This is a genomic window from Microbacterium sp. SORGH_AS_0428, assembly GCF_031453615.1.
Taxonomy (GTDB): domain Bacteria; phylum Actinomycetota; class Actinomycetes; order Actinomycetales; family Microbacteriaceae; genus Microbacterium.
The window spans coordinates 1-22,120 of sequence record NZ_JAVIZT010000001.1 but is presented as its reverse complement, the minus strand read 5'-3'; the positions used below and the strand labels follow the sequence as shown (position 1 = coordinate 22,120).

General features: G+C 67.5%; 26 protein-coding genes, 2 tRNA genes and 1 pseudogene. 13 read left to right on the top strand and 16 right to left on the bottom strand.

The features are described 5' to 3' along the window. Window positions 1-3: 3 nt before the first annotated feature. Both otsB and QE374_RS00140 read right to left on the bottom strand, forming a co-directional pair. Complete coding sequence (gene otsB, locus QE374_RS00145) at window positions 4-768, bottom strand: trehalose-phosphatase (protein ID WP_309731156.1); 765 nt, start codon at window positions 766-768, stop codon at window positions 4-6. Continuing rightward, the gene (locus tag QE374_RS00140) at window positions 765-2,171 is read right to left on the bottom strand and encodes a trehalose-6-phosphate synthase (RefSeq protein WP_309731154.1); all 1,407 of its coding nucleotides are present in this window, start codon (window positions 2,169-2,171) and stop codon (window positions 765-767) included. The genes otsB and QE374_RS00140 overlap by 4 nt, the downstream gene beginning before the upstream one ends. Before the next feature lie 114 nt (window positions 2,172-2,285). On the opposite strand from QE374_RS00140, the gene QE374_RS00135 reads away from it, so the two are divergent. After that, on the top strand, window positions 2,286-2,543 hold the full coding sequence (locus QE374_RS00135; protein ID WP_137417275.1) for a hypothetical protein: 258 nt from the start codon (window positions 2,286-2,288) through the stop codon (window positions 2,541-2,543). Window positions 2,544-2,563: 20 nt separating this feature from the next. On the opposite strand, the pseudogene QE374_RS00130 reads toward QE374_RS00135, so the two are convergent. After that, window positions 2,564-3,749: pseudogene (locus QE374_RS00130) on the bottom strand (acetyl-CoA C-acetyltransferase). 83 nt (window positions 3,750-3,832) lie between these two features. Here QE374_RS00130 and QE374_RS00125 point away from each other — a divergent pair. Both QE374_RS00125 and QE374_RS00120 read left to right on the top strand, forming a co-directional pair. After that, window positions 3,833-4,267 carry a MarR family transcriptional regulator gene (locus QE374_RS00125; protein WP_309731151.1) on the top strand — a complete coding sequence of 145 codons (435 nt, stop codon included), beginning with the start codon at window positions 3,833-3,835 and terminating at the stop codon, window positions 4,265-4,267. Beyond that, window positions 4,264-5,487, top strand: a complete 1,224-nt coding sequence (locus QE374_RS00120) for an MFS transporter (protein ID WP_309731149.1) — start codon at window positions 4,264-4,266, stop codon at window positions 5,485-5,487. Before QE374_RS00125 ends, QE374_RS00120 begins: the two co-directional genes overlap by 4 nt. A 62-nt stretch (window positions 5,488-5,549) precedes the next feature. On the opposite strand, the gene QE374_RS00115 is transcribed toward QE374_RS00120, so the two are convergent. Then, window positions 5,550-7,997 (bottom strand): MMPL family transporter, encoded by a 2,448-nt coding sequence (locus QE374_RS00115; RefSeq protein WP_309731147.1) that lies wholly within the window; start codon window positions 7,995-7,997, stop codon window positions 5,550-5,552. 133 nt (window positions 7,998-8,130) lie between these two features. On the opposite strand from QE374_RS00115, the gene QE374_RS00110 reads away from it, so the two are divergent. Then, window positions 8,131-8,697 (top strand): TetR/AcrR family transcriptional regulator, encoded by a 567-nt coding sequence (locus QE374_RS00110; RefSeq protein WP_309731145.1) that lies wholly within the window; start codon window positions 8,131-8,133, stop codon window positions 8,695-8,697. A 15-nt stretch (window positions 8,698-8,712) separates the two neighbouring features. On the opposite strand, the gene QE374_RS00105 is transcribed toward QE374_RS00110, so the two are convergent. The 6 genes from QE374_RS00105 to QE374_RS00080 all read right to left on the bottom strand — a co-directional run bounded on the left by QE374_RS00105 (window position 8,713) and on the right by QE374_RS00080 (window position 10,854). Next, a complete protein-coding gene (locus QE374_RS00105; protein WP_309731142.1) occupies window positions 8,713-8,979 on the bottom strand; it encodes a hypothetical protein in 267 nt (88 codons plus the stop codon). A gap of 135 nt (window positions 8,980-9,114) precedes the next feature. Continuing rightward, window positions 9,115-9,705, bottom strand: coding sequence for a hypothetical protein (locus tag QE374_RS00100; protein WP_309731141.1), 591 nt, complete (start codon window positions 9,703-9,705; stop codon window positions 9,115-9,117). Between the two features lie 38 nt (window positions 9,706-9,743). Continuing rightward, entirely contained in the window at window positions 9,744-10,151 is a 408-nt protein-coding gene (locus QE374_RS00095; protein WP_309731139.1) for a DUF1622 domain-containing protein, read from the bottom strand. A gap of 70 nt (window positions 10,152-10,221) precedes the next feature. Next, a tRNA-Leu gene (locus QE374_RS00090) sits at window positions 10,222-10,288 on the bottom strand. Window positions 10,289-10,447: 159 nt separating this feature from the next. After that, window positions 10,448-10,603, bottom strand: a complete 156-nt coding sequence (locus QE374_RS00085; RefSeq protein WP_309731138.1) for a hypothetical protein — start codon at window positions 10,601-10,603, stop codon at window positions 10,448-10,450. Beyond that, window positions 10,600-10,854 carry a hypothetical protein gene (locus QE374_RS00080; protein ID WP_309731135.1) on the bottom strand — a complete coding sequence of 85 codons (255 nt, stop codon included), beginning with the start codon at window positions 10,852-10,854 and terminating at the stop codon, window positions 10,600-10,602. Before QE374_RS00080 ends, QE374_RS00085 begins: the two co-directional genes overlap by 4 nt. A gap of 249 nt (window positions 10,855-11,103) precedes the next feature. Between QE374_RS00080 and QE374_RS00075 the strand changes: the two genes are divergently transcribed. From QE374_RS00075 to QE374_RS00055, 5 genes are all read left to right on the top strand, one after another. Beyond that, on the top strand, window positions 11,104-11,691 hold the full coding sequence (locus tag QE374_RS00075) for a hypothetical protein (RefSeq protein ID WP_309731134.1): 588 nt from the start codon (window positions 11,104-11,106) through the stop codon (window positions 11,689-11,691). A gap of 168 nt (window positions 11,692-11,859) precedes the next feature. Further along, window positions 11,860-12,942, top strand: a complete 1,083-nt coding sequence (locus QE374_RS00070) for a TIR domain-containing protein (RefSeq protein WP_309731132.1) — start codon at window positions 11,860-11,862, stop codon at window positions 12,940-12,942. 662 nt (window positions 12,943-13,604) lie between these two features. Next, window positions 13,605-14,294: a site-specific integrase gene (locus tag QE374_RS00065; protein ID WP_309731130.1), complete on the top strand. Its 690-nt coding sequence runs from the start codon at window positions 13,605-13,607 to the stop codon at window positions 14,292-14,294. A gap of 72 nt (window positions 14,295-14,366) precedes the next feature. After that, window positions 14,367-15,167 carry a hypothetical protein gene (locus tag QE374_RS00060; RefSeq protein WP_309731128.1) on the top strand — a complete coding sequence of 267 codons (801 nt, stop codon included), beginning with the start codon at window positions 14,367-14,369 and terminating at the stop codon, window positions 15,165-15,167. Then, window positions 15,160-15,717 carry a hypothetical protein gene (locus tag QE374_RS00055; protein ID WP_309731127.1) on the top strand — a complete coding sequence of 186 codons (558 nt, stop codon included), beginning with the start codon at window positions 15,160-15,162 and terminating at the stop codon, window positions 15,715-15,717. Before QE374_RS00060 ends, QE374_RS00055 begins: the two co-directional genes overlap by 8 nt. A gap of 12 nt (window positions 15,718-15,729) precedes the next feature. On the opposite strand, the gene QE374_RS00050 is transcribed toward QE374_RS00055, so the two are convergent. Beyond that, window positions 15,730-16,572 carry a hypothetical protein gene (locus QE374_RS00050; RefSeq protein ID WP_309731125.1) on the bottom strand — a complete coding sequence of 281 codons (843 nt, stop codon included), beginning with the start codon at window positions 16,570-16,572 and terminating at the stop codon, window positions 15,730-15,732. A gap of 136 nt (window positions 16,573-16,708) precedes the next feature. Continuing rightward, a tRNA-Lys gene (locus QE374_RS00045) sits at window positions 16,709-16,784 on the bottom strand. A gap of 104 nt (window positions 16,785-16,888) precedes the next feature. On the opposite strand from QE374_RS00045, the gene QE374_RS00040 reads away from it, so the two are divergent. From QE374_RS00040 to QE374_RS00025, 4 genes are all read left to right on the top strand, one after another. Continuing rightward, window positions 16,889-17,722 carry an inositol monophosphatase family protein gene (locus QE374_RS00040; protein ID WP_309731123.1) on the top strand — a complete coding sequence of 278 codons (834 nt, stop codon included), beginning with the start codon at window positions 16,889-16,891 and terminating at the stop codon, window positions 17,720-17,722. After that, on the top strand, window positions 17,719-18,288 hold the full coding sequence (locus tag QE374_RS00035; protein WP_309731121.1) for a hypothetical protein: 570 nt from the start codon (window positions 17,719-17,721) through the stop codon (window positions 18,286-18,288). The genes QE374_RS00040 and QE374_RS00035 overlap by 4 nt, the downstream gene beginning before the upstream one ends. Window positions 18,289-18,377: 89 nt before the next feature. Further along, window positions 18,378-18,824: a Cpe/LpqF family protein gene (locus QE374_RS00030; RefSeq protein ID WP_309731119.1), complete on the top strand. Its 447-nt coding sequence runs from the start codon at window positions 18,378-18,380 to the stop codon at window positions 18,822-18,824. A 24-nt stretch (window positions 18,825-18,848) separates the two neighbouring features. Continuing rightward, window positions 18,849-19,736, top strand: coding sequence for a serine hydrolase (locus QE374_RS00025; protein ID WP_309731117.1), 888 nt, complete (start codon window positions 18,849-18,851; stop codon window positions 19,734-19,736). Here QE374_RS00025 and QE374_RS00020 read toward each other — a convergent pair. The 4 genes from QE374_RS00020 to QE374_RS00005 all read right to left on the bottom strand — a co-directional run bounded on the left by QE374_RS00020 (window position 19,727) and on the right by QE374_RS00005 (window position 21,918). After that, window positions 19,727-19,987 (bottom strand): hypothetical protein, encoded by a 261-nt coding sequence (locus QE374_RS00020; RefSeq protein WP_309731115.1) that lies wholly within the window; start codon window positions 19,985-19,987, stop codon window positions 19,727-19,729. The genes QE374_RS00025 and QE374_RS00020 overlap by 10 nt on opposite strands. Window positions 19,988-20,047: 60 nt before the next feature. Beyond that, the gene (locus QE374_RS00015; RefSeq protein WP_309731113.1) at window positions 20,048-20,356 is read right to left on the bottom strand and encodes a hypothetical protein; all 309 of its coding nucleotides are present in this window, start codon (window positions 20,354-20,356) and stop codon (window positions 20,048-20,050) included. A gap of 143 nt (window positions 20,357-20,499) precedes the next feature. Further along, entirely contained in the window at window positions 20,500-21,381 is an 882-nt protein-coding gene (locus QE374_RS00010; protein ID WP_309731111.1) for an SDR family oxidoreductase, read from the bottom strand. Between the two features lie 186 nt (window positions 21,382-21,567). Continuing rightward, on the bottom strand, window positions 21,568-21,918 hold the full coding sequence (locus QE374_RS00005; protein ID WP_309731109.1) for a hypothetical protein: 351 nt from the start codon (window positions 21,916-21,918) through the stop codon (window positions 21,568-21,570). Window positions 21,919-22,120: the final 202 nt, after the last annotated feature.

Below are 22,120 nucleotides of genomic sequence, written 5' to 3'. Positions count from 1 at the left end.
CCGTCAACGCTGAGCGCGCAGTCGGGCCAGCCGGTCCAGGAGGGCCGCCAGCGCCGCAGGGTCTTCGACGGACACGGATGCGGCGCTGTCGCCCGCGCCGACGTGTACGCCCAGGTCGCCCTCTCCGAGCGAACGCAGCGCATCCTCGTCGGTGACGTCGTCGCCGGCGAACAGCACCGCCGTGGCACCGAGACGCTCGCGCAGCGCCGCGACCGCCTGGTCCTTGCCCTCGTGCCGGAACGCGAACTCGAGGATGTCGCGGCCGGTGCGCCGCCGCCAGCCCGGTGCACGCTCAGCCATGAGGGCGTCGATCTCGCGCTGGGCCGCCTGCGCCGCTTCCGGCCGCGCGAGGCGCGTGTGCAGGCCCAGCCCGAAGGCCTTCGGCTCCACCCACGCTCCGTCGACGTCCGCGATGATGCGCTCGGACTCCGCCACCAGCTCGGACAGAAGCTGCCGATCCGCGGGGTCGTCAGCATCGCCCTCTCCCGCCCGAGCACCGGGGTGCCAGGTCTCGGCGCCGTGGGAGCCCGCGAGATGGAAGAGCGAGTCGTCGGTGTGCTCGCTGATCACACGGAGATCGGCCAACGATCGCCCCGACACCAGGGCCACGTCGGTGACGGGCAGGGCAGCCAGGGCGTCCAGCGCGCGGCGCGCCGCAGGGATCATCCGCGCCGACATCGGCTCGTCCACGAGCGGCGAGAGCGTGCCGTCGAAATCGAGCGCGACCAGGAGCCGCGGGGTGTGTGCGAGGCTCTCGAGATCGCTCACGCCGCGCCGCTTCCCCGGATCCCCGCGAGCGCGGCGAGGAACTCCCGCGACCAGTCCTCGACGTCGTGCTCGCGCACACGACGGCGCAGCGCCCGCATCCGGCGTCCCTGCTCGCCCGGTGTCATCTCGATCGCCCGGACGATCGTGTCTTTGAGCCCCTGGATGTCGTGGGGGTTCACGAGCAGCGAGCTGCCGAGCTCATCGGCGGCTCCGGCGAACTCGCTCAGCACGAGCGCGCCGCGGTTGTCGATGCGGCTCGCGACGTACTCCTTGGCGACGAGGTTCATGCCGTCGCGGAGCGCCGTGACGAGCATGACGTCGGCGGCGAGGTACAACGCCACCATCTCCTCCTTGGGGAAGGCCTGGTGGAGGTAGCGGATGGCCGTGTGGCCCATCGTGTCGTAATCCCCGTTGATGCGCCCCACCGTGAGCTCGATCTCGTCGCGCAGCTGCTGGTACGTCTCCACGCGTTCGCGGCTGGGGCTCGCGACCTGCACGAGGGTCACGTCCTCGACGGAGAGCCGCTCGTCCTGCAGCAGCTCACCGAAGGCCTTCATGCGGTGGCGGATGCCCTTGGTGTAATCGAGGCGGTCGACGCCGAGCAGGATGTGGCGCGGGTTGCCGAGCTCTTCACGGATCTCGGCGGCGCGCGCCTGGATCTCCGGCCGCTCTGCGAGTTCGACGTACGAGGCCACGTCGATGGAGATCGGGAACGCCTTGGCCAGCGCCATGCGCACCGAGCCGTCGGCCTGCGGAACCTTGATGCCCGTCGACTTCGTCTCGTAGCGAAGCTGGCGACGCACCGCTCGGGCGAAGTTGCCCGCATCCGCCACCCGCTGGAAGCCGATCACATCGGCGCCGAGGAGTCCCTCGAGCACCTGACGACGCCACGGCAGCTGCGAGAAGAGACCGTATGCAGGGAACGGAATGTGGTGGAAGTATCCGATCGTGAGGTCGGGCCGCTGCTCCCGCAGGAACTGGGGCACCAGCTGCAGCTGATAGTCCTGCACCCACACCGTGCCACCCTCGGCGGCCACGTCCGCGGCGGCCTCGGCGAACCGGCGGTTGACGGCCACATAGGCGTTCCACCATTCGCGGCGGTATCGGGGAGCTGCGATCACGTCGTGATAGAGCGGCCAGATCGTGTCGTTCGAGAAGCCCTCGTAGTACAGCTCGACCTCTTCCGCGCTGAGCGTGATCGGCACGAGGTGGGTGCCGTCGGCGTCGAACGGCTCGAGTTCGAGGTCGGGCTTTCCGGCCCACCCGACCCACGCGCCGTCGCTCTTTCGCATCACCGGCTCGAGCGCGGTGACCAGCCCGCCGGGGCTGCGACGCCATCCGCCGTCGGCGTCTCGGTCGACGGGAAGGCGGTTGGCGACGACGACGAACTCTGCTTGCGGCACGCGAGCACTCCTGGTCTCTCGGGATGCCACTCAGGCTAACAGCGGCCTGCAGGGCCTCCAGGGGTTCGCGCAAGCCCCGAGCGAGGGGGTATCCTCCCGCGATAGCGTGGCCTCATGCGCTCCTACCTCTTCGGCTCCGGTCTGTTCAGCGCCCTTCTCGGTGGCGCCACGCTCTTTCGAGGGTTGCGCAACAACGAGGAGCCCTTCACCTGGAGGACGGCGCTGGCGTGGGTGAGCTGGGGCATCACGCTCGCACTCGCCATCGGCGCGATCGTCGACACCTTCCGCGCCAAGCGCGGACACGTGGCCGCCGGCGACTCCCCGGTCTCCGGCGACGAGACGAAGCTTCTCCGCAAGCGTCTGCGCCGCTGAGGCCTTCCCGCTCGCGGTCGTCAGCGCACGAGGATGAGCGCGTCGCCCTGACCGCCACCGCCGCACAGCGCGACCGCAGCGGTGCCGGATCCACGCCGTACGAGCTCGTGCACGGCGTGGACGACGAGTCGGTTTCCGGACGCCCCGATCGGGTGCCCCAACGCGATGCCGCCGCCCTGCGGGTTCACGACCTCGTCTGTGACGCCGAGCTCGCGCTGCGAGCGGACGACGACCGCTGCGAAGGCTTCGTTGATCTCCACGAGATCCAGATCGGACGCGGCGAGGCCCTGCCTCTCGAGTGCGCGGGCGATGGCCCGCGCCGGCTGCGCATGCAGCGAGTTGTCGGGACCGGCGACCTGCCCGCTCGCTCCTAGCGCGGCCAGCACCTTCCATCCCTGCGCATCGGCGTGGCTGCGCGTCGTGAGCACGACGGCCGATGCGCCGTCGGAGATCTGGGACGAGTTGCCCGCGGTGATGGTCCCACCCTCGGCGAAGGCCGGACGCAGCTTCGCGAGCACCTCCTCGGAGGTGTCGGCGCGGATTCCTTCGTCGCGCGTGATGACGACGGGCTCGCCCCGGCGCTGCGGTACCTCGACGGGCACGATCTCGGCGTCGAAGAGACCGGCGGCGACAGCAGCGGCTGCGCGCTGGTGCGAACGGGCGGCGACCGCATCCTGCTCTTCGCGCGTGACCTCGTAGTCGGCATTGCGACGCTCGGTCGATTCACCCATGCTCACGCGGTCGAACGCGTCGGTGAGCCCGTCATAGGCCATGTGGTCGAGCACTTCGACACTGCCGTAGGCGTATCCGTCGCGCGAGCCGGTCAGCAGGTGCGGTGCGCGACTCATCGACTCCATACCCGCGGCGACGACGACGGATGCATCGCCGACGCGGATCATCCGGGCTGCGTCGATGACGGCGGTGAGCCCGGAGAGACAGACCTTGTTCACGCCTGCGGCGTGCACATCCCAGCCGAGCCCGGCGGCGATCGCCGCCTGTCTCGCGGGGTTCTGCCCGGTACCGGCGGGCAGAACCTGCCCGACGAGGACGGCGTCGACGGCGGATGCGGGGATCCCGGCCCTGTGCCAGCGCGCCGCGGATGGCGACCCCGCCCAGCTCAGGGGCCGCCAGAGAGGCCAGCTGACCCTTCAGCCTCCCCTGCGGCGTGCGGGCAGCGGCAACGATCACGATGTCGTCGGGAGTCATCGTCCCAGCCTACGGCGGTTGGGCGCCGTCCATCCGTGCCTGCTCCACCCCAGCATTACATACCTGGGGTATATACTTGGGATATGCGAAAAGCCGAAGCCATCGAGAGGATCGTCGTCGCCGCGCACGCGCTCACCCGCGTCGCCGCCGTCACGACACAGAACGATGCGCCCGCCGCCCAGTGGCGCGCCCTCAGCATCCTGCAGAAGGAGGGCCCCCAGCGCGTGGGCGACCTGGCGCGGCTGAGCCGCACCACACAGCCCGGGATGACCCGCCTGGTCGGTCAGCTCGCCGACCTGCACCTCGTGGCGCGCGAGCGCGACGAGGAGGACTCCCGGGTGACACGCGTCTCGATCACCCCCGCGGGTTCCGAGGCGATGGATGCGTGGCGCACACAGCTCGGCGAGACGCTCGAGCCGCTGTTCGTCGATCTCGACGAGGCGGAGTGGGCGGCGCTCGAGCACGCCTCCCGCATCCTGATGTCGCGCACCGACGCTTTCGCAGGAGCGGCACGATGAGCGCGGGGACGACGTCCGTCTGGCGCCAGAGCGCACAGGTATGGGCCGTCGCGTTCGCCTGCGTCGTGGCCTTCATGGGCATCGGTCTCGTGGATCCGATCCTTCCGGCCATCGCCGAGTCGCTCGAGGCCACCCCCGTCGAGACCGAGCTCCTCTTCACGAGCTACCTGCTCGTGACAGGCCTCGCGATGCTGGTGACGAGCTGGATCTCGAGTCGCATCGGCGCCAAGGCGACACTGCTGGCGGGTCTCGCCCTCATCGTCGTCTTCTCGCTCTTCAGCGCTCTGTCGGGCAGCGTCGACGCCATCATCGGATTCCGGGCCGGGTGGGGTCTGGGCAACGCCCTGTTCATCTCCACCGCTCTCGCCACCATCGTGGGGGCCGCCAGCGGGGGCAGTTCCGCGGCGATCGTGCTGTACGAGGCCGCGCTGGGTGTCGGCATCGCGGTCGGTCCGCTGCTGGGCGGCCTGCTCGGCGAGGTGAGCTGGCGCGGCCCGTTCTTCGGCGTCGTCGCACTCATGGCCATCGCCTTCATCGCCGTCGCCGTGCTGCTGCGCGGCCCGAAGGAGAAGCGTTCGCCGGTGCCGCTCTCGGCGCCGTTCCGAGCTCTCGGCAGGCCCGCCCTCGCCGTGCTCGCGGTCGCGGCCCTGTTCTACAACATCGGGTTCTTCACGCTGTTGGCCTTCTCGCCCTTCCCGCTCGGATTCGGCGCGATGGGGATCGGCTTCACCTTCTTCGGATGGGGCGTCGCTCTCGCGATCACGAGCGTCTGGGTCGCGCCGCTGCTGCTGCGCCGCTTCACCCGCTCGGGCGTCATGCTGGTCGTGCTGCCGCTGCTCGCCATCGATCTCGTCGTCGGCGGCATCCTCGTGGCGAGCTCCGCCGCTCTGGTGACGTGCATCGTCGTGGGAGGCCTGCTCCTCGGCGTGATGAACACGGTACTGACCGAGGCGGTCATGGAGGCCACGGATCTCCCGCGCGCCGTCGCATCGTCGGCCTACTCCGCGGTCCGCTTCCTCGGCGGAGCAGCCGCTCCCCCGCTCGCCGCGTGGCTGTGGCACGCCTCGAACGCGACGGTGCCGTACCTCGTGGCCGCGGCATCGATCGTGATCGCCGCGTTGACGATCGCGCTCGGCCGCCGCGCCCTGCGTCGCATCGATGAGCGCCCGGCGGATGCGGCCGAAGAAGGCGTCGCCGTCCTCGTCGGCGACGCGGCCTGACACGAAGAAGCGAGAAGGGTGCCCACCGGACGGCGGGCACCCTTCTCACGTGTCGTGCAGAGTCAGTGCTGCACGGGGTGAGCGCGTTCGAGCGCCGCGCCCTCGACGTCCACATCGGGCAGGATGCGGTCGAGCCAGCGCGGAAGCCACCACGCCGCGCGCCCGAACAGGTGCATGAGCGCCGGGACGATCACCATGCGCACGACGAACGCGTCGAAGAGCACACCGATCGCCATCCCGAAGCCGATCGGCCGCACCATCGCCAGGTGGCTGAAGACGAAGCCGCCGAAGACGGAGATCATGATGATCGCGGCGGCCGTCACGACCGCCCGTCCGCCGCGCAGGCCCGCCACGACCGCCGCACGCGCCGGAGCGCCGTGAACGTACGCCTCACGCATCCCCGATACGAGGAACAGCTGGTAGTCCATCGCGAGGCCGAAGAGCACACCCATGAGGATGATCGGCCCGAAGCTCAGCACCGGGCCGGGGTCGTGCACACCGAACACGTCGCTCAGCCAGCCCCACTGGTAGATGGCCGTGACCGCGCCGAGCGCCGCGAACAGCGACAGCACGTAGCCTGCGGTCGCGATGATCGGCACCAGGATCGATCGGAACACCAGCACCATGATCACGAGCGACAGCCCCACGACCACGGCGAGGTAGACGGGCAACGCGTCGGCGAGCTTCTGCGACACGTCGATGTTGGCCGACGCCTGACCCGCGACACCGAGCTCGATGTCGCCGTCGAGAGGCGACAGGGCCCGCAGATCGTGCACGAGCGTCTCGGTCGACTCGCTCGCGGGACCGTCCTGAGGAACGACCTGGAACGCGAAGGTCCTGCCGTCATCCGAGACGGCGATCGGGGCGACCGCATCCACGTCGTCCTGCGACATGAGCGTGCGGACGATATCGGCCTGCGTCGTGACCCGGTCGGCCTCATCCACCGCCTGCGGCGTCTCCGCCACGACGAGAAGCGGGCCGTTGATGCCGGCGCCGAAGGCCTCGGTCGCCGCCGTGTAGGCGCGGTACTGGGTCGTGTCGGTGGCCTCCGAGGAGCCGTCGGGCAGGCCGAGGCGCATCGAGAGGGCGGGGATCGCGATCACGAGCAGGGCGATGATCGCCACGGCTCCCGCGGCGACCACACGACCGGTGCGCATGGGGCGAAGCTCCGCCGGCGCATGGTCGGGATGCCCGACCTTCGCACGGAGCCCGCGACGCAACACCCGCAGCTTCATGAGCCCGAGCAGCGCTGGCGTGACCGTGATCGCGACGAGAACCGCGACGAAGACACACGCCGCGCCCACCACGCCCATGACGCCGAGGAACGGCACGCCGGTGACGAGGAGGGCGACGAGGGCGATGATCACGGTCGTGCCGGCGAAGACGACGGCATTGCCGGCGGTGCCATTGGCGAGACCGATCGACTCGCCGATCTCCATGCCCGCGAGCACCTGCTTGCGGTGGCGGTTGACGATGAACAGCGAGTAGTCGATGCCGACGGCGAGGCCGAGCATGACACCGAGGATTGGCGTCACGGATGCCATGTCCACGACGTCGGAGAACGCGAGGGATCCCGCGACTCCGACACCGACGCCGATGAGCGAGCCGATGAGCGGCGTGATGGCCGGAAGCAGCGCGCGCATCATGATCGCGAGCACCAGCGCCGCAATGAGTACGCCGACGAGCTCCCCCACTCCGATGAGGCCGTCGGTCGACTGGGCGATCGTCGAGGAGTAATCGATGCTGACCCCGGCGATGTCGGCGCTCTTGAGGCGGTCGGCGACCGCGGTCTTCGTCTCCTGCGGCAACGAGAACATGTCTTCGGTGAAGGCGACGTTGCCGATCGCGGTGGCACCGTCGGTCGAGACGGTGCGGATCCCGGATGCAGCGTCGAGCAGCTCCTTGCCCGCCTCGAGCTGCGGCTTCTGCGCCTCGAGCTGAGCACGTGACGCGTCGAGCTGTTGCTGACCCGTGGTGATCTGCGCCTGCTGGGCCGTGAACTGCGCCTCGGCCTGGGCGTAGACGCCCGCCGCCTGGGCCTGCGCGACGGCGGCGTCCAGCTGGGCCTTGCCCGCATCGAGCTGCTGTTGGGCCGCATCCAGCTGAGCCTCGCCCTGCGTGAGCTGGGCGGCGCCGGACTCGAGCTGCGCGGCCTGATCGGCGCGGTGCGCCTGGGTCTGGAACGGGTCCACGGTGCCCGCGACGCCGTCGAGACCGGCGATGTCCTTCAGGAGCGAGGTGATCTCGGCCTTCTGCTCGTCGGTGAACGACTGCCCATCGGTCTGGAACACGACGGGGGCGCTCGCGCCGGTGAGATCCGGCAGAGCGTCGGCGAGCCGATCGTTGACGCGCTCCGTCTCGGTTCCGGGAATGCTGAAAGAGGTGGCGAGCGTGCCGCCGAAGGCGACGAACGAGCCGCCCGCGACACCCAGGGCGAGCACCCAGGCGACCAGGACGATCCAGGCGCGGCGCGCCGAGAAGCGCCCCAGCCGGTAGAGGAGTTGGGCCACGACGTGCCTTTCCGAGAGGAGGTGGGATGCGGCGCACCATCGAGCCTCGTCGAGGATATCCGACACGTGTTGCAAAACCATCACGTGTGGGACAACTCTCAGCAGCGGGCCGGTGCTCTGCCAAGATGGCGGGATGGATCCCCGCGTGGCACGAACGAGAGCGAGTCTGCAGACGGCACTGCTCGCGCTCGCCCGTGAGCGTCCGCTCGACGCCATCACGGTGGCCGACATCGCCGCCGAGGCCGGAGTCAACCGCAGCAGCTTCTACCAGCACTACGCCGACAAGGATCAGCTCCTCGCCGATGCATTGGAGTCGGCCGTCGACGACGTCTCGAGCCGCATCATCCGCTCGGCCGACCCGCGCGACATCAGCCAGCCGCCCGCCGAGCTCACGACCTACCTGCAGCACATCGCCGACAACGCCGACCTCTACCGGCTCGTGCTCGGCGAGCACGGCTCACTCGCCGTCGCGGCGCAGCTGCGCACCCGCGTCCAGGGCATCGTGGGCGACGCGGTGCGCCAGGAAGCACCGCCGGTGTTCGACGGCCTGCCCGTCGACGTCGTCGCGGCGAGCGTGACAGGGAGCGCCCTCGGCGTCATCACCGCCTGGCTCGCGCGCGACCCGCTTCCCTCCATCGAGACGGCGACGCAGTGGCTCTGGCAGGCCCTGTTCGGCCCTCTCGACCGCCCCTCGGCGTGAACGCCGACGAGCGAGTCAACGACGCACGCGAACGACTCCGTCGCGAACACTGACGATCCGAGCACCGAACTTCTCGCCGACTTCGCGGTCGAGAACGAGCCACGCGCGCTTCACGCCGCGGCCCAGGATGATCCCGGCGATCAGCAGGCTCAGCATGACGCAGAAGATCCCCCCGAGGACCACCATGTAGGCGGGTGTTCGCGACAACTGCGACCAGAAGAGCACCAGGCACAGCACGATCGCGAGATTCAGCAGCGGCGGCAACAGAAGGAGCGCGTTCACCCGTCCGCTTCTCCCCGCGATTCTGAGGAGGTCGGGGTGTGTCGTGGCGAGATGGTTCGTCACCTCGGTGTCGAGTCGGGGGTCAGGCATGTGTCGTGGACTGGTCATCCGAGCTCGCTCCTCCTGCCTGATCCCTCAGCCATGGATGACGACGTACAGGTCCGGATCGTCCTGTTGGGCGAGCCAGTCGTTCACGACGGCGGTCATCTCCTCGCGCGAGCGCGAAACTCCGTCCGGAGCGGGGCCGGCTCCGTTGACCATCCAGAACGTCGTCGGCGTCTCGGCCTCGGCAGTCTCGTACGCGGTCATCTTCAAGATGAGGATGGGGCGCTTACCCGTGCCCCACGACGCATCCGCGATGACCTTCTCGCGGGCGCGCAACGAAGCCGACGTCGCCGCCGCCTGCGCGTCACTGCCCCATTCCTCGGAGAACGCGACGGCCTTCGCGTCGATGTCCGCCTGTACCGCGGCCGGCAACGGCTCTCCCCTGTCGACGACGACGAAGCTGCCGTCGGCCATGGGATAGGCGCGCTGGGTGCCGCGCGTACCGATCTCCTGCGCGGTCGTCGCATCGACGACGGCCCCCACCGCCAACGTCGGCTCGGCGGAAGCCGTCGAAGTGAGGGAAGGCGTCGCCGTGGTGCTCGAGGCGGGCGCCGAGCAGGCGGTCAGGCCGAACGCGGCCACGAGTACCGCCGCAGCGGCGACGGGAGAGAACAAGCGCATCACCCGACACTATCGATCGAGCGCCGCCATCTCCGACGTCATCGGGCTGACGCGCGCCGGTCGCGCGCGACGGCCTCGCCGATCAGTTGACCGCCGCTGGTCAACAGCGCACGTCGCCACGGAAGCACGCCGTCGATCTCGATCTGGATCGACATCGACAGCACCGTTCGGATGAGAACGACGAGGCCGAGGATGAGCGCATCCTCCAGCGAGGGCTTGGACGTGATCGTGCGGATGAGATCGGCGGCGACGAGCACCTCCAGGCCGAGGAGAATCGCGGACCCGAGCGTTGTCCGCAGCACCATGAACGCCGCTCGTCCACCTTCCCGGCGTCCGAGAGAGCGTGCCGCGAGAGCGACGGCGATCACCGCTCCCACGACCATCGCCGTCGCTCCGACGACCTCGAAGGCCACGGCGACCGCAGTGAAAACCGGCTCGAGCTGCACGGCGCCAGCCTAGCGTCGCCCCGGAAAGCAGAAAGCCCCGGCAGATGGCGAGATCTGTCGAGGCAATCCGTGCACCCCCAGGGACTTGAACCCTGAACCCACTGATTAAGAGTCACGGGACTGTACCATCCGGGTCCATCCGATAGCGTCCGCTGCGGCCCTAGTTCGCGTGAGATCGGTGGCAGCGGGCGCTGTGTGCATCCCCCCTCCAACCGCCTCTGCCCTGCGTCTTTTGCCCGCAGTGTGCCCACTCAGCGCCCGCGTGTTTCGGCAATGGACTGGGCCAGAACGTAGCTTCATGAGCTGACCGACCACCTGCGTCGACCGGGCCACGTCCAGCTCGAACGCGCCGAGAACGTCAGGGCCTTGGCCGTCATCCCCTCCACCGCCTCGTCACTCGCGCCGCGCATCCCGTCGAACGACGACATGACCGGGGCCACCGCGTTGCTCACGTCCTTGACGCTCTCACCGTAGGTGTCCGCGCGACGCCACCCACGCGGGCGCTCTCTTGCTCGGCGAGGCCGATCTGGGGGCTGATCTTCCGGCTGGCACTGTCCAGCTCGATGGCATCCAACAAGCCTTGCAGGAGCGCCGCGCCGACGCCGACTGCGACAGCACCGACAGCGAACTCCATGGCGGTGCCGGACAGCTCCAGCTTCCCGGGCAGCCTTTCCAGCACTGCTTGTCGTGCAGGTCTAGTCACCCGGTCAGCGTTCCCAGGCTCAATGCCATCGCGGTGCTCCAGGCGCAGAAGCCGGCGAGCGCATCACGGGCGTGGTTGTGTTGGCCTGAAGCCCGCCATTACGACGCGTGTAAAGCGATCGTACGCCGCCCGCGGACACGCTCGCCCAGTGAGTCTCGGCAACGTGCCAGGTTTCTACGCTTACCGCGCGAGTCAATGGTGTAGCGCGGTACAGGACACGGCTCGTGCGCATCAGCCAAGCTAGTGGCTATGCCACTCGACAAGAACCTGCTGCGTGAGCACGTGGACGACACGAACCCGCTGAGCGCCCTCCTCAAGGGTCATCTATGGGTAGAAAGCTGCATGAACCGCGGCATCAGCATTGCCGCACCGCACGCCTCGGAGCTCAACACTGATCGCGTGACCTTCGCGCTGAAACTAAACGTCGCCCTCGCGTTCGGCGCAGTGCCGCTGGTCTTCGGGCCGACGCTTCGCAAGCTCAATTCGGTCAGAAACAGCGCCGCTCACCGTCTCGAATACTCCATGACGGCAGATGAGATTGAGTCTCTCGTCGCGACAATGCCTGACCCGTTCGCCTCAGTCATCGGCGCGAATGACCCGCCCGCCGAGCGCTTATCGACATACCTGAACGCGCTGATCTTCTCGCTGGAGGTTTTCAACACGCAGCGCGAGTACGAGCGAGATCACGCCGAGGTGTTGAGCCTCTACCGAGCGGGCGTCATCGTGCACAAGGCGTTTGGAAAGTCCGACTCAGAGGCAGATGCCCTCGCCCGAAAGACGGCGAACCCTCCCGCTCCACCGGACATCGACGCAGTCTGGCTACCCGACCCGGAGTGAGGTGCGAGCCACCGACCTCTGATTCAGACTCAATTGCTGCCCGCGAGAGCCGCATGATCCCGCGTGTCTCGCCCGCTGCGGGCACAGCACGGGGCACAGGAAGCCGCGCGGCACCACACCCCTGGATCAATCAGGCCGTACGCTGAACCGGATGTCCATGGGGGGATCATGAGCGCTAGTCCGGACAGAGATTTTGACGTCGCTGTCACCTTCGCAGGTGAGGAACGGGAGTTCGTGGAGGAGGTCGTGCGCCTCGTGCAAGCTGACGGGTTCACAGTGTTCTACGACGAGGACGCTAAGGCCGATCTGTGGGGTGAAGACCTGACCGAGTTCTTCGCAGACGTCTACGAGCGGCGATCTCGTTACGCTGTCATGTTCATCTCGGCGGCTTATGCGGCCAAGCCTTGGACGCGGTTGGAGCGACGTAGTGTGCTTGCACGCGCCATGCAGGCCGAATCCCCTTACCTGCTCCCGGTGCGCTTCGACTCGACCCAACTTGCAGGCGTTCAGAGCACGATCGGACACCTGGAAGCGCTGAAAGAGGGACCCGCTGGCGTGGCTGCGGCGATCGCGGAAAAGCTCCAGCACCCCGAGTCGAACGGTGCGCGCAAATTCAACGGCCGCGTGCCACGAACTGACGCCGAGTTGGCGATCCTCTTAGGCGAGCGTCCGGGGGGTTGGGAGTACCTACTTTTCGGGTACTGGCTGGCCGTGGGCATCGAGGAGAATCAGAGCAAGTACAGCGACCATTTGATGAGATTTGCAGTCGCTGGGGAGCACGTCCCCGACGCGGTCGCTCTGGACCGTTCATCTGCGGAACTCGCCAGACTCATGACGACGACCCAAGTATTCGAGGACTTACTGGATCAACGCACACAAGAGCTGGCGCTAGGGGCACCTGGGGAACCGGGCGATCCCGATCTGATCCGACATCTAGCCAACCGGATGACGTCCATTTACGTACAGATGCTCGATTGGTCCTACCGTGTGCGGGCCCTAGCAAGTAGCGGAGAAGAGGGCCGCGCGATGTTTCGCGCCTTGTCTAAGTACGCGGATCAGCCGATAGAGGAAATCCGCCGCTTTGTCGACCAGTTCCGGGTCGAACTCGATGAACTGTCAGCGCTCCTCGGCCGCGGAGAGACACCTCGAATCACGCTCAACATTAAGTTCGAGATTCCGGAATCAGTGACCAGCGACCACCACGATGCGGTGCAAGCATTCGCGGACATGAGGCGTCGGGAACTGAGCTGAGCTGAGCTGATTGAGGATCAGAGACCGGCTGTGAGCGGCGCGGGATCTCGCGGATGGTGAATCGCGGGGGCACACCGAGGCGGACACACTCGACCAATAGGCCTTCGGCATAACCGAACTCGAGCGCTCCGAGCGCTCGCCGTTCTGGCCGCTGAACGGGGTGAGGGATGAGAAGTTCTGGCGAAGTAGCGGTGCAGATGGAGGCACTGGGTTCGTTGCGTTGATCGTGTTCCTGTACGCGAGCGCGACCGGCTACCTGACGCCTAGCGGGGGAAACACCGGTTTAGGGTGACCATGTTCCTAGTGGGCGTTGTCATCGCCATGCTCGCATTCGGGCTGACTCTCATGACGATCGCGCCGGCGCGCACCATGCAGCAGCGGGAGGGCGGTCACGGCGGCTTGCGTTATGCGGTCGGGCCGGGACTGTTGTTCATCGTGCAGCACTCGCTCGCCGCAGCGCCCTGGATCATCTCGGTGATCCCAGACGGAAATAGGACTCCGAGCGGACGAAGAAGAAGCTCTCCGCGAGCACCGTCCACGGAGCCTGGATCGCGATCAACACCGTCTTCAAGTACGCGCACCGGCATGGGCTGGTCGCGGCGAACCCATGCGAGGCCGTCAAGAAGCCGCGCGTCAAGGTCGAGAAGCGGAGGGAGTTCCCGTTGCAGCCGGCTCACGTCGTCAAGCTTTCTCGCCTACTCGACAGCCACGCTCCCTATGGGCTACTGGTGCGGTTCGCCGCGCACACCGGACTCCGCGAGGGCGAGCTGGCAGCGCTGACCGTGGCGGACGTCACGAGCATGGGCAGGGTTGCCAGCGAGGTCCGCGTAGAGCGGTCGGTGCGCCGGGTCAAGGGCGGATGGAAGACGGACACGCCCAAGACCGCAGCGGGACGGCGCACTACGCCTCTGCCCCGAGCCCTACGCGACGATCTCGCGGCCTACCTCGCCGAGCACCCACACCGGGACGACCCCAGCGCCGCTCTGTGGCCAGGGCGAATCCCCGGGAGCGGCGGCGACCCGCGCGGGCTGGACTACGACCGACAGTTCGATATCGGCTCGGTCATCCGGTACTACTTCAAGCCCGCGCTGAAGGAGTTGGGGCTGATCGGCGTTCGATGGCACGACCTCCGCCACTATTACGCCACGGTCATGATCTCGATGATCGGCAAGGGTGCCCAGTGCACGCTCTACGAGGTCAGCCGATGGATGGGCCACGCTAGCTACCAGACGACCGTTGACGTCTACGGGCATCTGCTCGACGCACGCCCGAACGTGGACATCCTTGACGACATCATGTCGGCGGCTGAGGCCGATCTGACGAACGTCCAGCCACTTCGACGCCACGGCTAGCGACTCAAATGCACACCGCCGTTCCATCTTGTCGATATGGTTTTCGCAAGGTCGCATTCAAGGAGGAACTAGATGGTCCCGATCAGGGCGTCTGTCGAAGACATTCAGAAGTTGCTGAGCTATCTGGGTAAGCAGATCGGGTGGGTCGATCAGTCAACGATGCAGAAGGCGCTTGGGAGCATCGACGACCGCAAGATCAGCGCGGTGGTCGAATTCGGCCTGATTCTGCGCGATGGAACCAATCTCCGCATGACCGAGCGGGGAAAGCTCTTCAACAGCGATGCGCAGGCGGCCTTGCGCGAGACGCTCGCGGGCGTCGACCTTTACAAGGCGACTCTGGAGTGGGTGCACTACGGCTCGAAATCTGAAGCCACCGCCGCAGAAGTCGGGCAGTACTGGGAAGCGTCTCACCAGGACACATTGGGCGGCTTGAAGGGATCTACCCTTCTTTCGGGGGCGGTCACTTTCGGGCGCGTCGTGGAGGGAGCAGGGCTAGGGAGCTTCCTGGTCGGCCGAGGCGGCAAGGAGACGCGAATCACGTTCAATCTGGCCGCGGTCGATGCCTTCGTGAACGGCTCCCCTCCCGCAGCCACGCCAGATGAGTCTGGCGACGACACCAGCCCGGCGGACTCTAACGGCGACGTTTCGGCCGCGACCGCCGTTCCGGCAACACCAGCTCCCGTCTCGACCGGTACGCAGATGTTGCCAGCCCCTCCGCCGACCCCCACCGTTTCCGTATCGACAAGCCCGAGCGTGCACGTCAATGTCGAGATTCATATCGCGGCCGACGCGACCGCAGACACCGTACGCGAAATATTCAAGAACATGGCGCGATACGTGCTCGATAAGCCCATCGCGGACGATGGTGACTGACAGCTGGGAACCAAACCTCGACCGCCTTCGCGAGTTTCAAGAGGCGTACCGACTCCCTGTCACCGACATCGCCCGTCAGGCACCCACCCAAGCGCTCCACTCGCTCCGGGAGTCAGCACAGCGCGCCCCGGCGACATATCGGCAGTATCTCGAAGAGGCCATCGACTGCTATGAAGCGAATGCGTATCGAGGCGCTGTGCTCATGGTTTGGGCAGCCACGATCGAGCACCTGTACTCGGTGATTGAGGGCCACCGCGGCGGGTTCAAAGCGATGCAGGCGGCGAACAAAGCACGGTTCGAGACCGCTCACAACTACCGGAAGATATCCAAAAAGAACGATCTGCTATACGTCAACGACGCGAACTTCTTCCTGCTGTGCGAGGACGCAGGCGTCTTCAACAAGAACGCCCGGAGCATCCTGGACGACGGGCTCAAAACGCGTAACCGCTGTGGCCACCCGACCGGGTACACCGTGGGCCGCGAGGAGGCCGTGATCTTCATCGAGCGCCTCATCAACAACGTCATCAGCGGCGCGATGATCGACTGGTAGTCCTGCCCGCGTCTAGCGCCGCGCGAGAGCACCAGACGTGAACCACTGCACGAGGGGAACAGCGAGCAAGACGGCAGCCTCCGCTTCAGCTTGTGTCGGCTTCCGGTATCCATTTCCACCGTGACGGCTCTCCTGCCCAACCCAGAGCGCGTCGGCCATCTTGATTGCTACGTCCGCGTCGGGAGTCGGGAGGTCGAGTTTCCAATCCTTTTGGCTCTTCATCACACTTATCATCTTGCCGAGCGTTGACTTTGAATCCTTCGGAGTCACAATGTGCACTCCTGCTTCCTCGACAGCCTTGATGGCCTTTTCATAGGCCTCTTCGGTGTGAGGAGATTTGCCGAACGCGGCATGCCAGGACTCCGCAAGCAGCCCGCCAGCGTTGCCTGAGTTCGAGATCGTTTCCGCGGCGGCTATGGAGACACCTTCAGGCACCCGCTTTTCCAGAGACGCGAATCCATCTCGCTCCCCGACCCGCCACTCCGAACCCGCGCGCTGAAGGATGTCCTCAAGAAGATCCAACGCGTCGGGATACGCGTCCGGATCTCGACTCACTCGGTAGACGAGATAGTCAACAAAGTCCAGGAACTCGTCCTGACCCATCTCGTCCAGCAGATACTCCGCGCCCTCGCCGCTGAACCCGTCGACGAGCGACTCGCGTCGTCTGACGGCCGTCTCATAGTCCTCAAGAACCGCGGGATCTGGGTTGCCACTTACGAATGACGAGTTCGTTGCCTCAGCGGAGAACGCGTCTGCCCACATGATGATCTGCCGACGCATCCACGAGGGCACGCCCGGGTGAAGAGCCTTGAGCTCCGCCGGGTCCGCTCCGCGCTTGTGCCATCCGGTAACCACGACTTCATCTTGCCGCAGCGCCCCGACACCGCTCGGCTGAGACACGCGCGCTGTTTTCGCGCTGCTGCCCGTCCGGAGCCGCAAACGCCGGAAGGCCCGGTCACTAGCTTTGCTCAGTGATTCCGGGCCTTCCTTGTGGTGCACCCCCAGGGACTTGAACCCTGAACCCACTGATTAAGAGTCAGTTGCTCTGCCGATTGAGCTAGAGGTGCGTGATCCGGAGCGAGAAACTCACTTTCCGAACCGAGGGACAACGCTATCACCCGGCGAAGCAGAGCGCCAATCGAGCCGGTGTCGGCCCGGTAGGCTGACGGTCATGTCCCCCACTTCGTCCTCCGGCGCGCTCGCGGGCAGCTTCTCCGACGACCTCGCGCTCGCCCTCAGAATGGCGGATGCGGCGGACGCCGTCGCCATGTCGCGCTTCGATGCCGCCGACCTCAGCATCGAGGTCAAGCCCGACGCGTCCTACGTGACCGAGGCGGATATCGCGACCGAGAAGGCGATTCGCGCCATCCTCTCCGCGGAACGGCCGGACGACGCGGTGCTGGGCGAAGAGTTCGGATCGGCCGGAGACAGCGCACGCCAGTGGATCATCGACCCGATCGACGGCACCCATAACTACCTGAAGGGCATCCCGATCTGGGCGACGCTCATCGCGCTCGCCGTCGACGGCGTGCCCCGCGTCGGCGTCGTGAGCCAGCCCTCGATCGGACGCCGGTGGTGGGCTGCCCAGGGCGAGGGCGCCTGGACGAACGGCGGAGCCCAGCCGCGCCGGCTCGCCGTGTCGACCGTGGACAGCCTCGACCGCTCGAGCGTGAGCTTCCAGAGCATCGCGCAGTGGGATGATGCGGGTCACCTGGACGGACTCATCCGGCTCTCGCGCACCGTGTGGCGCGACCGCGGATACGGCGACGCCTGGCCGTACATGCTGCTTGCCGAGGGGCGGCTCGAGATGGTCGCCGAGTTCGACGTGAAGGAGTACGACATCGCGGCCCTCGGACCGATCATCACCGAAGCAGGCGGACGGATGACGGCCTTCGACGGCACCGACTCCCTCTCCACCCGGTCGGTGCTGGCCACCAACGGCGCGCTCCACCAGTCCTTCCTCGACTTCTTCGCCCGTGCAACCGACTCGGAGGCCACGGCATGACCCGCCGCATCCGCTCCTCGCTCTGCGCCGCCCTGCTCGTCGCCGGCGCGATCTCGCTCGCCGCATGCTCGAGCTCGGCCGCTCCCGAGCCGGCCGCCTCCACTCCCGCGTCGGCGCCGGACGCCTCCACGCCGACCCCCGTCGCCACCAGCGAACCCACACCCGGCACGATCGACAAGCCCACGTGCGAGTCACTGCTCCCGGACGACGTGATCGCGGACTTCGCGAAGGCGAAGTGGACCGCGAAGGAGGACGTGTTCCGGGTCGGCAGCCTGACCTTCCCGGAGGGCATTCAGTGCGTCTGGGGCGACTACTCGGTCGCCAGCGATCACGTCCAGGTGTTCGGGTGGGCGCCCGTGAGCGACGCCGAAGCCCAGACCGCCCGGAGCGAACTGCTCGCAGGCGGCTGGACGAGCGTCGGCGACGAGTACATCACCGAGAACAAGGCGAACGTGCTCAACCCGGATTCGGACGGGTACGGCATGACGTATCAGTTCGGGGACGGCTGGATGACGCTCGCCGACACCAAGCAGGGCCTGCTGCTGATCGAGCGCCCCGGCTCCTGACGCGCGTTCGAGAACTCCCCCGCCAGGTGGAGGCGCTCGAGTCGCGCCGTGCATAGCGTGGATGGGATCCCCCACGAAAGGACCCCGCCATGCCCCGCCGGCTGAGCCCGTACTCGTCCCTCGCTCTCCTCGCTACCGCGGCGCTCGCTCTGACGGCCTGCGCGCCCGCCGCCGACGCACCCGACGCGCCGGTTACGACACCCTCGTCCGTGGAGATCGCCGATACCCCCGTGGGAGAGAAGACGTCGTGGATCATCGACGTCCTCGGCGCCGAGCACGACACCACAGCCGCCGAGTGGGAGCCTCACCTCGACGCCGTCTTCACCGCAGAGGTGTCCGCCGGCGAAGTCGCCGACCTGCTCAACACGCAGATCCGGCCCGCGGCGCCCTTCACCGTCACGGCCTACCGGGGCGACGAACGTTCCGCGGTGACGACGATCCGAGGTGCGATCGGCGAACCCTTCGACATGACCGTCGCCATCAACGACGACGACAAGATCGTCGCGTTCCTCCTCGGCCCCGCGTCCGAGCCATGAAGAGCATCATCCTCGCTCGACGACGTGGCTGATCGCCTCGATCGGCTGCCCGGCGAGGTCGGGGTCTTGATCGCCCGCGGCGACGAGGAGCTCGTCGAAAGACGGGCGGACGACGCCGCCCCTCTCGGTTCCGTGTTCAAACTGTTCGTGCTGCTCGCGACCGCGGAGGCGGTGCGTTCCTCGGAGCTGACGTGGGACGAGACGCTCGTGCTGGCCGACGCGGATCGGAGCCTGCCCTCCGGGCGACTCCAGGACGAACCCGTCGGTACCGGGATCTCGGTCCGCGAGGCGGCTCAGGCGATGATCGCGATCAGCGACAACACCGCCACCGATCTGCTGATCCGGCGACTCGGACGAGAGCGCATCGAAGCGGCATTCGCGAGCGTCGGGGGTCAGGGCAATGCGCCGTGGTTGACGACGAAGGACTTCTTCACTCTCGGATGGGGAGACTCCGCGCTCTTGGCTCAGTGGCGCGACGCCGATGAGGCGGAGCGGAGACGGCTCCTCGAGGGCGTCGACGCCGCTCCCCTCTCGGTGGATGCGGCGAGCGTCACCAGCCCGGCCTGGAACAACGGCGTCGACTGGTTCGCGAGCCCCGCCACCGTTGCCGCGGTGCATGAGGCGCTGCTCGACACGGGCGACGAGACCGTGCGTGCCATCCTCTCGAAGAACCCCGGACTCGGCGCGGATCTCGATCGCACGCTTCTGCCCTACCTGGGATTCAAGGGCGGTTCGGCACCGGGGGTGCTCGCTGCATCCTGGTCGGGCGAGACGGCGAAGGGCGAGCGTGTCACCGTGGTGATCCAGTTGCGAGGCGACGACCCCGCGGCGATCGCCGGCGTGCAGCGCGAGGTGTTCGGCCTCGGAGCGGATGCGTTGCGTCTCGCGGCGCAGGACGGCGGTCAGCGATAGGGGTTCGCGGTGTCGTCGCCGTGCGCAGCGTGACCGGCGGCGAAACCTTCATCCCAGGCGTCGCCGCGTCCCTCGCGCTCGCGCGACAGGACGTCGACCTCGAGGATCCGTTGCGCGAGGCGCACCCAGTGGCCCCAGTTGGCCTCGGGGGCTCCTTCCTCGCTCCCCGTGAGCCGCCAACGCTCCGGCGCCTCGGCGGGCGCAAGCGTCAGCGCTCCCGTGCCGAGAGGTCGGCGGCGCGGATCGGGCATGGCGAAACTCCTTCGAGTGTGCGACGTCGACATGCTCTCACGGCACCGGGCAACGGACATCTACGACGGGGTGTGTCCCGTCATCAACTCCTGCACATCGAGCCCGTCTGGGCTGTTGGCCGCATCCATCAGCGCTTCGATGAGCTCTCGCCTGATCTGCACGGTGCCGCGACGCGAGTACGTGAACGACATCGGCACCGCGGGAGACATCCAGAGGCTCCGTCGCCCGCCCGTCCCGTCGGCGGTGGGCATGGTCAGCATGAAGGCCTCTCCACGACGGAGCTTGTTCATCGTGACGACGCGCAGGTGCGCGATCAGATCGTCCTCGACCACGAAGTACTCCTCGCGCCCGTACCAGAGTCGTCCCATGCCGCTTCTTCACTCCTGCCTGCGCGCCGTTCGGTCGCGACCCTGATTCCGATGATCGGTCCCCGAGCGCACCCATGCCGGTCGTCGTCCGCGATGCGCATGCAAGGCTCCGCAGACGAACGACCGGCACGGGTCGTCGACGATCAGAGGGGTTTGCCACCCGTGACCGGCAGAACAGCGGCGCTGACATAGCGTGCCGCGTCCGAGGCGAGGTACACGTAGGCTCCGGCGAGCTCGGCCGGCTGACCGGCGCGACCCAGGGGCGTGTCCGTCCCGAAGGTCTCGATGCGCTCCTGGTCCCATCCTGTGCCGGGGATCAGCGGCGTCCACACCGGCCCCGGCGCGACGGCGTTGACCCGGATCCCGCGAGGCCCGAGCTCCTCGGCCAGGGCCTTCACGAAGGCGACCTGCGCCGCCTTCGTCATGGCGTAGTCGATCAGCGACGGCGAGGGCGAGAACGCCTGCACCGAGCTCGTGACGATGATCGAGGCGCCTTCCCGCAAATGGGGCACCGCAGCGCGTGCGCCGGCGATCAGACCGACGAGGTTGGTGTCGAAGACGCGCTTCACATCGTCGAGCGGGATCGTCTCGATGCTCTCTCGATCGCGCTGGTAGCCGGCGTTGAGCACCAGCAGGTCAAGACCTCCCAGCCGCTCGTGCGCCCGCTCCACCATCTGCGTGGCGGCGTCCGTGTCGCGGATGTCGGCGGCAAGGGCGACGCCGCGCCTTCCGGCTTCCTCGATCCATCGCACCGTCTCGGCGGCGTCATCGGCCTCCTCCGGGAGGTGGCCGATCGCGACGTCCGCGCCCTCACGGACGAACGCGATCGCCACTGCTCGCCCGATGCCCGAGTCACCGCCGGTGATGAGTGCGCGGCGCCCGGTCAGTCGGCCGGTTCCGCGATAGCTGTGCTCGCCGTGGTCGGGCTGCGGTTCCATCGGCGCGGTCTTGCCGGGCTGCGACTGCTCCTGCCCGGGGAATCCCTCGGCTCCTTCGCCCTCGCGCGGGTCGGCGGTCGTGTTCATGATCGTCCTCTCGTCGTGGTCGGATACCTGCGGGCCATGCTGCGCGAGGTACGCAGCGACACCGAGGGCCTTGACATCCGACGGAGTGATCCCCGACGGTCGCGCACTCTCGTGAGCGGCGACCGGCCAGAACGGCGAAGCCCCGGACCGCAGCGACGGCGGTCAGGGGCTTCGCGAGATCTCGGATCAGGCGACCGAGGCGAGCTTTCGCTCGGTCGTGCTCTTCTGGATGCCGAAGTCGTCCTTCGTCAAGTCGACGTGCATGCCTGCGCTCGACGCGGCCTGGTCTGCGAGGGTACGCAGCGTCACCGGGTCGAGCTGTTCGGGCTCGACGGAGTCGAACACGAAGCGCATCGGAATCGAGGGCTGCAGCCAGAGCGTCGAGCGCCCGACGGGCTCACCCGGCGCATGCACCCATGAGAGCGTGAACGACTCGTTGCGGCGCAGCTTCGTGGCGGCCACGACCTTGATGTGGCTCAACAGTCGGTCGGGAATGACGACGGCCTCCGTGTCAGCCCCGTAGTACAGCTTTCCCATGGTGTCCCTTCCCCTGAGTCGGTGTGTCAGATGAGCGCGAGGGCGCCGAGCGCGACGGATGCGGAGGCGGCGATCAGACACGACGCGACCAACGCGACCTGCGATGCCGAGCGCAACCCCCCGCGCTGAAGCGGCACGTAGGTCGCACGCCGTCGCGAGGTGCCGGAAGCCCACGCAGATGATGCAACAGCCATCTCTCCCC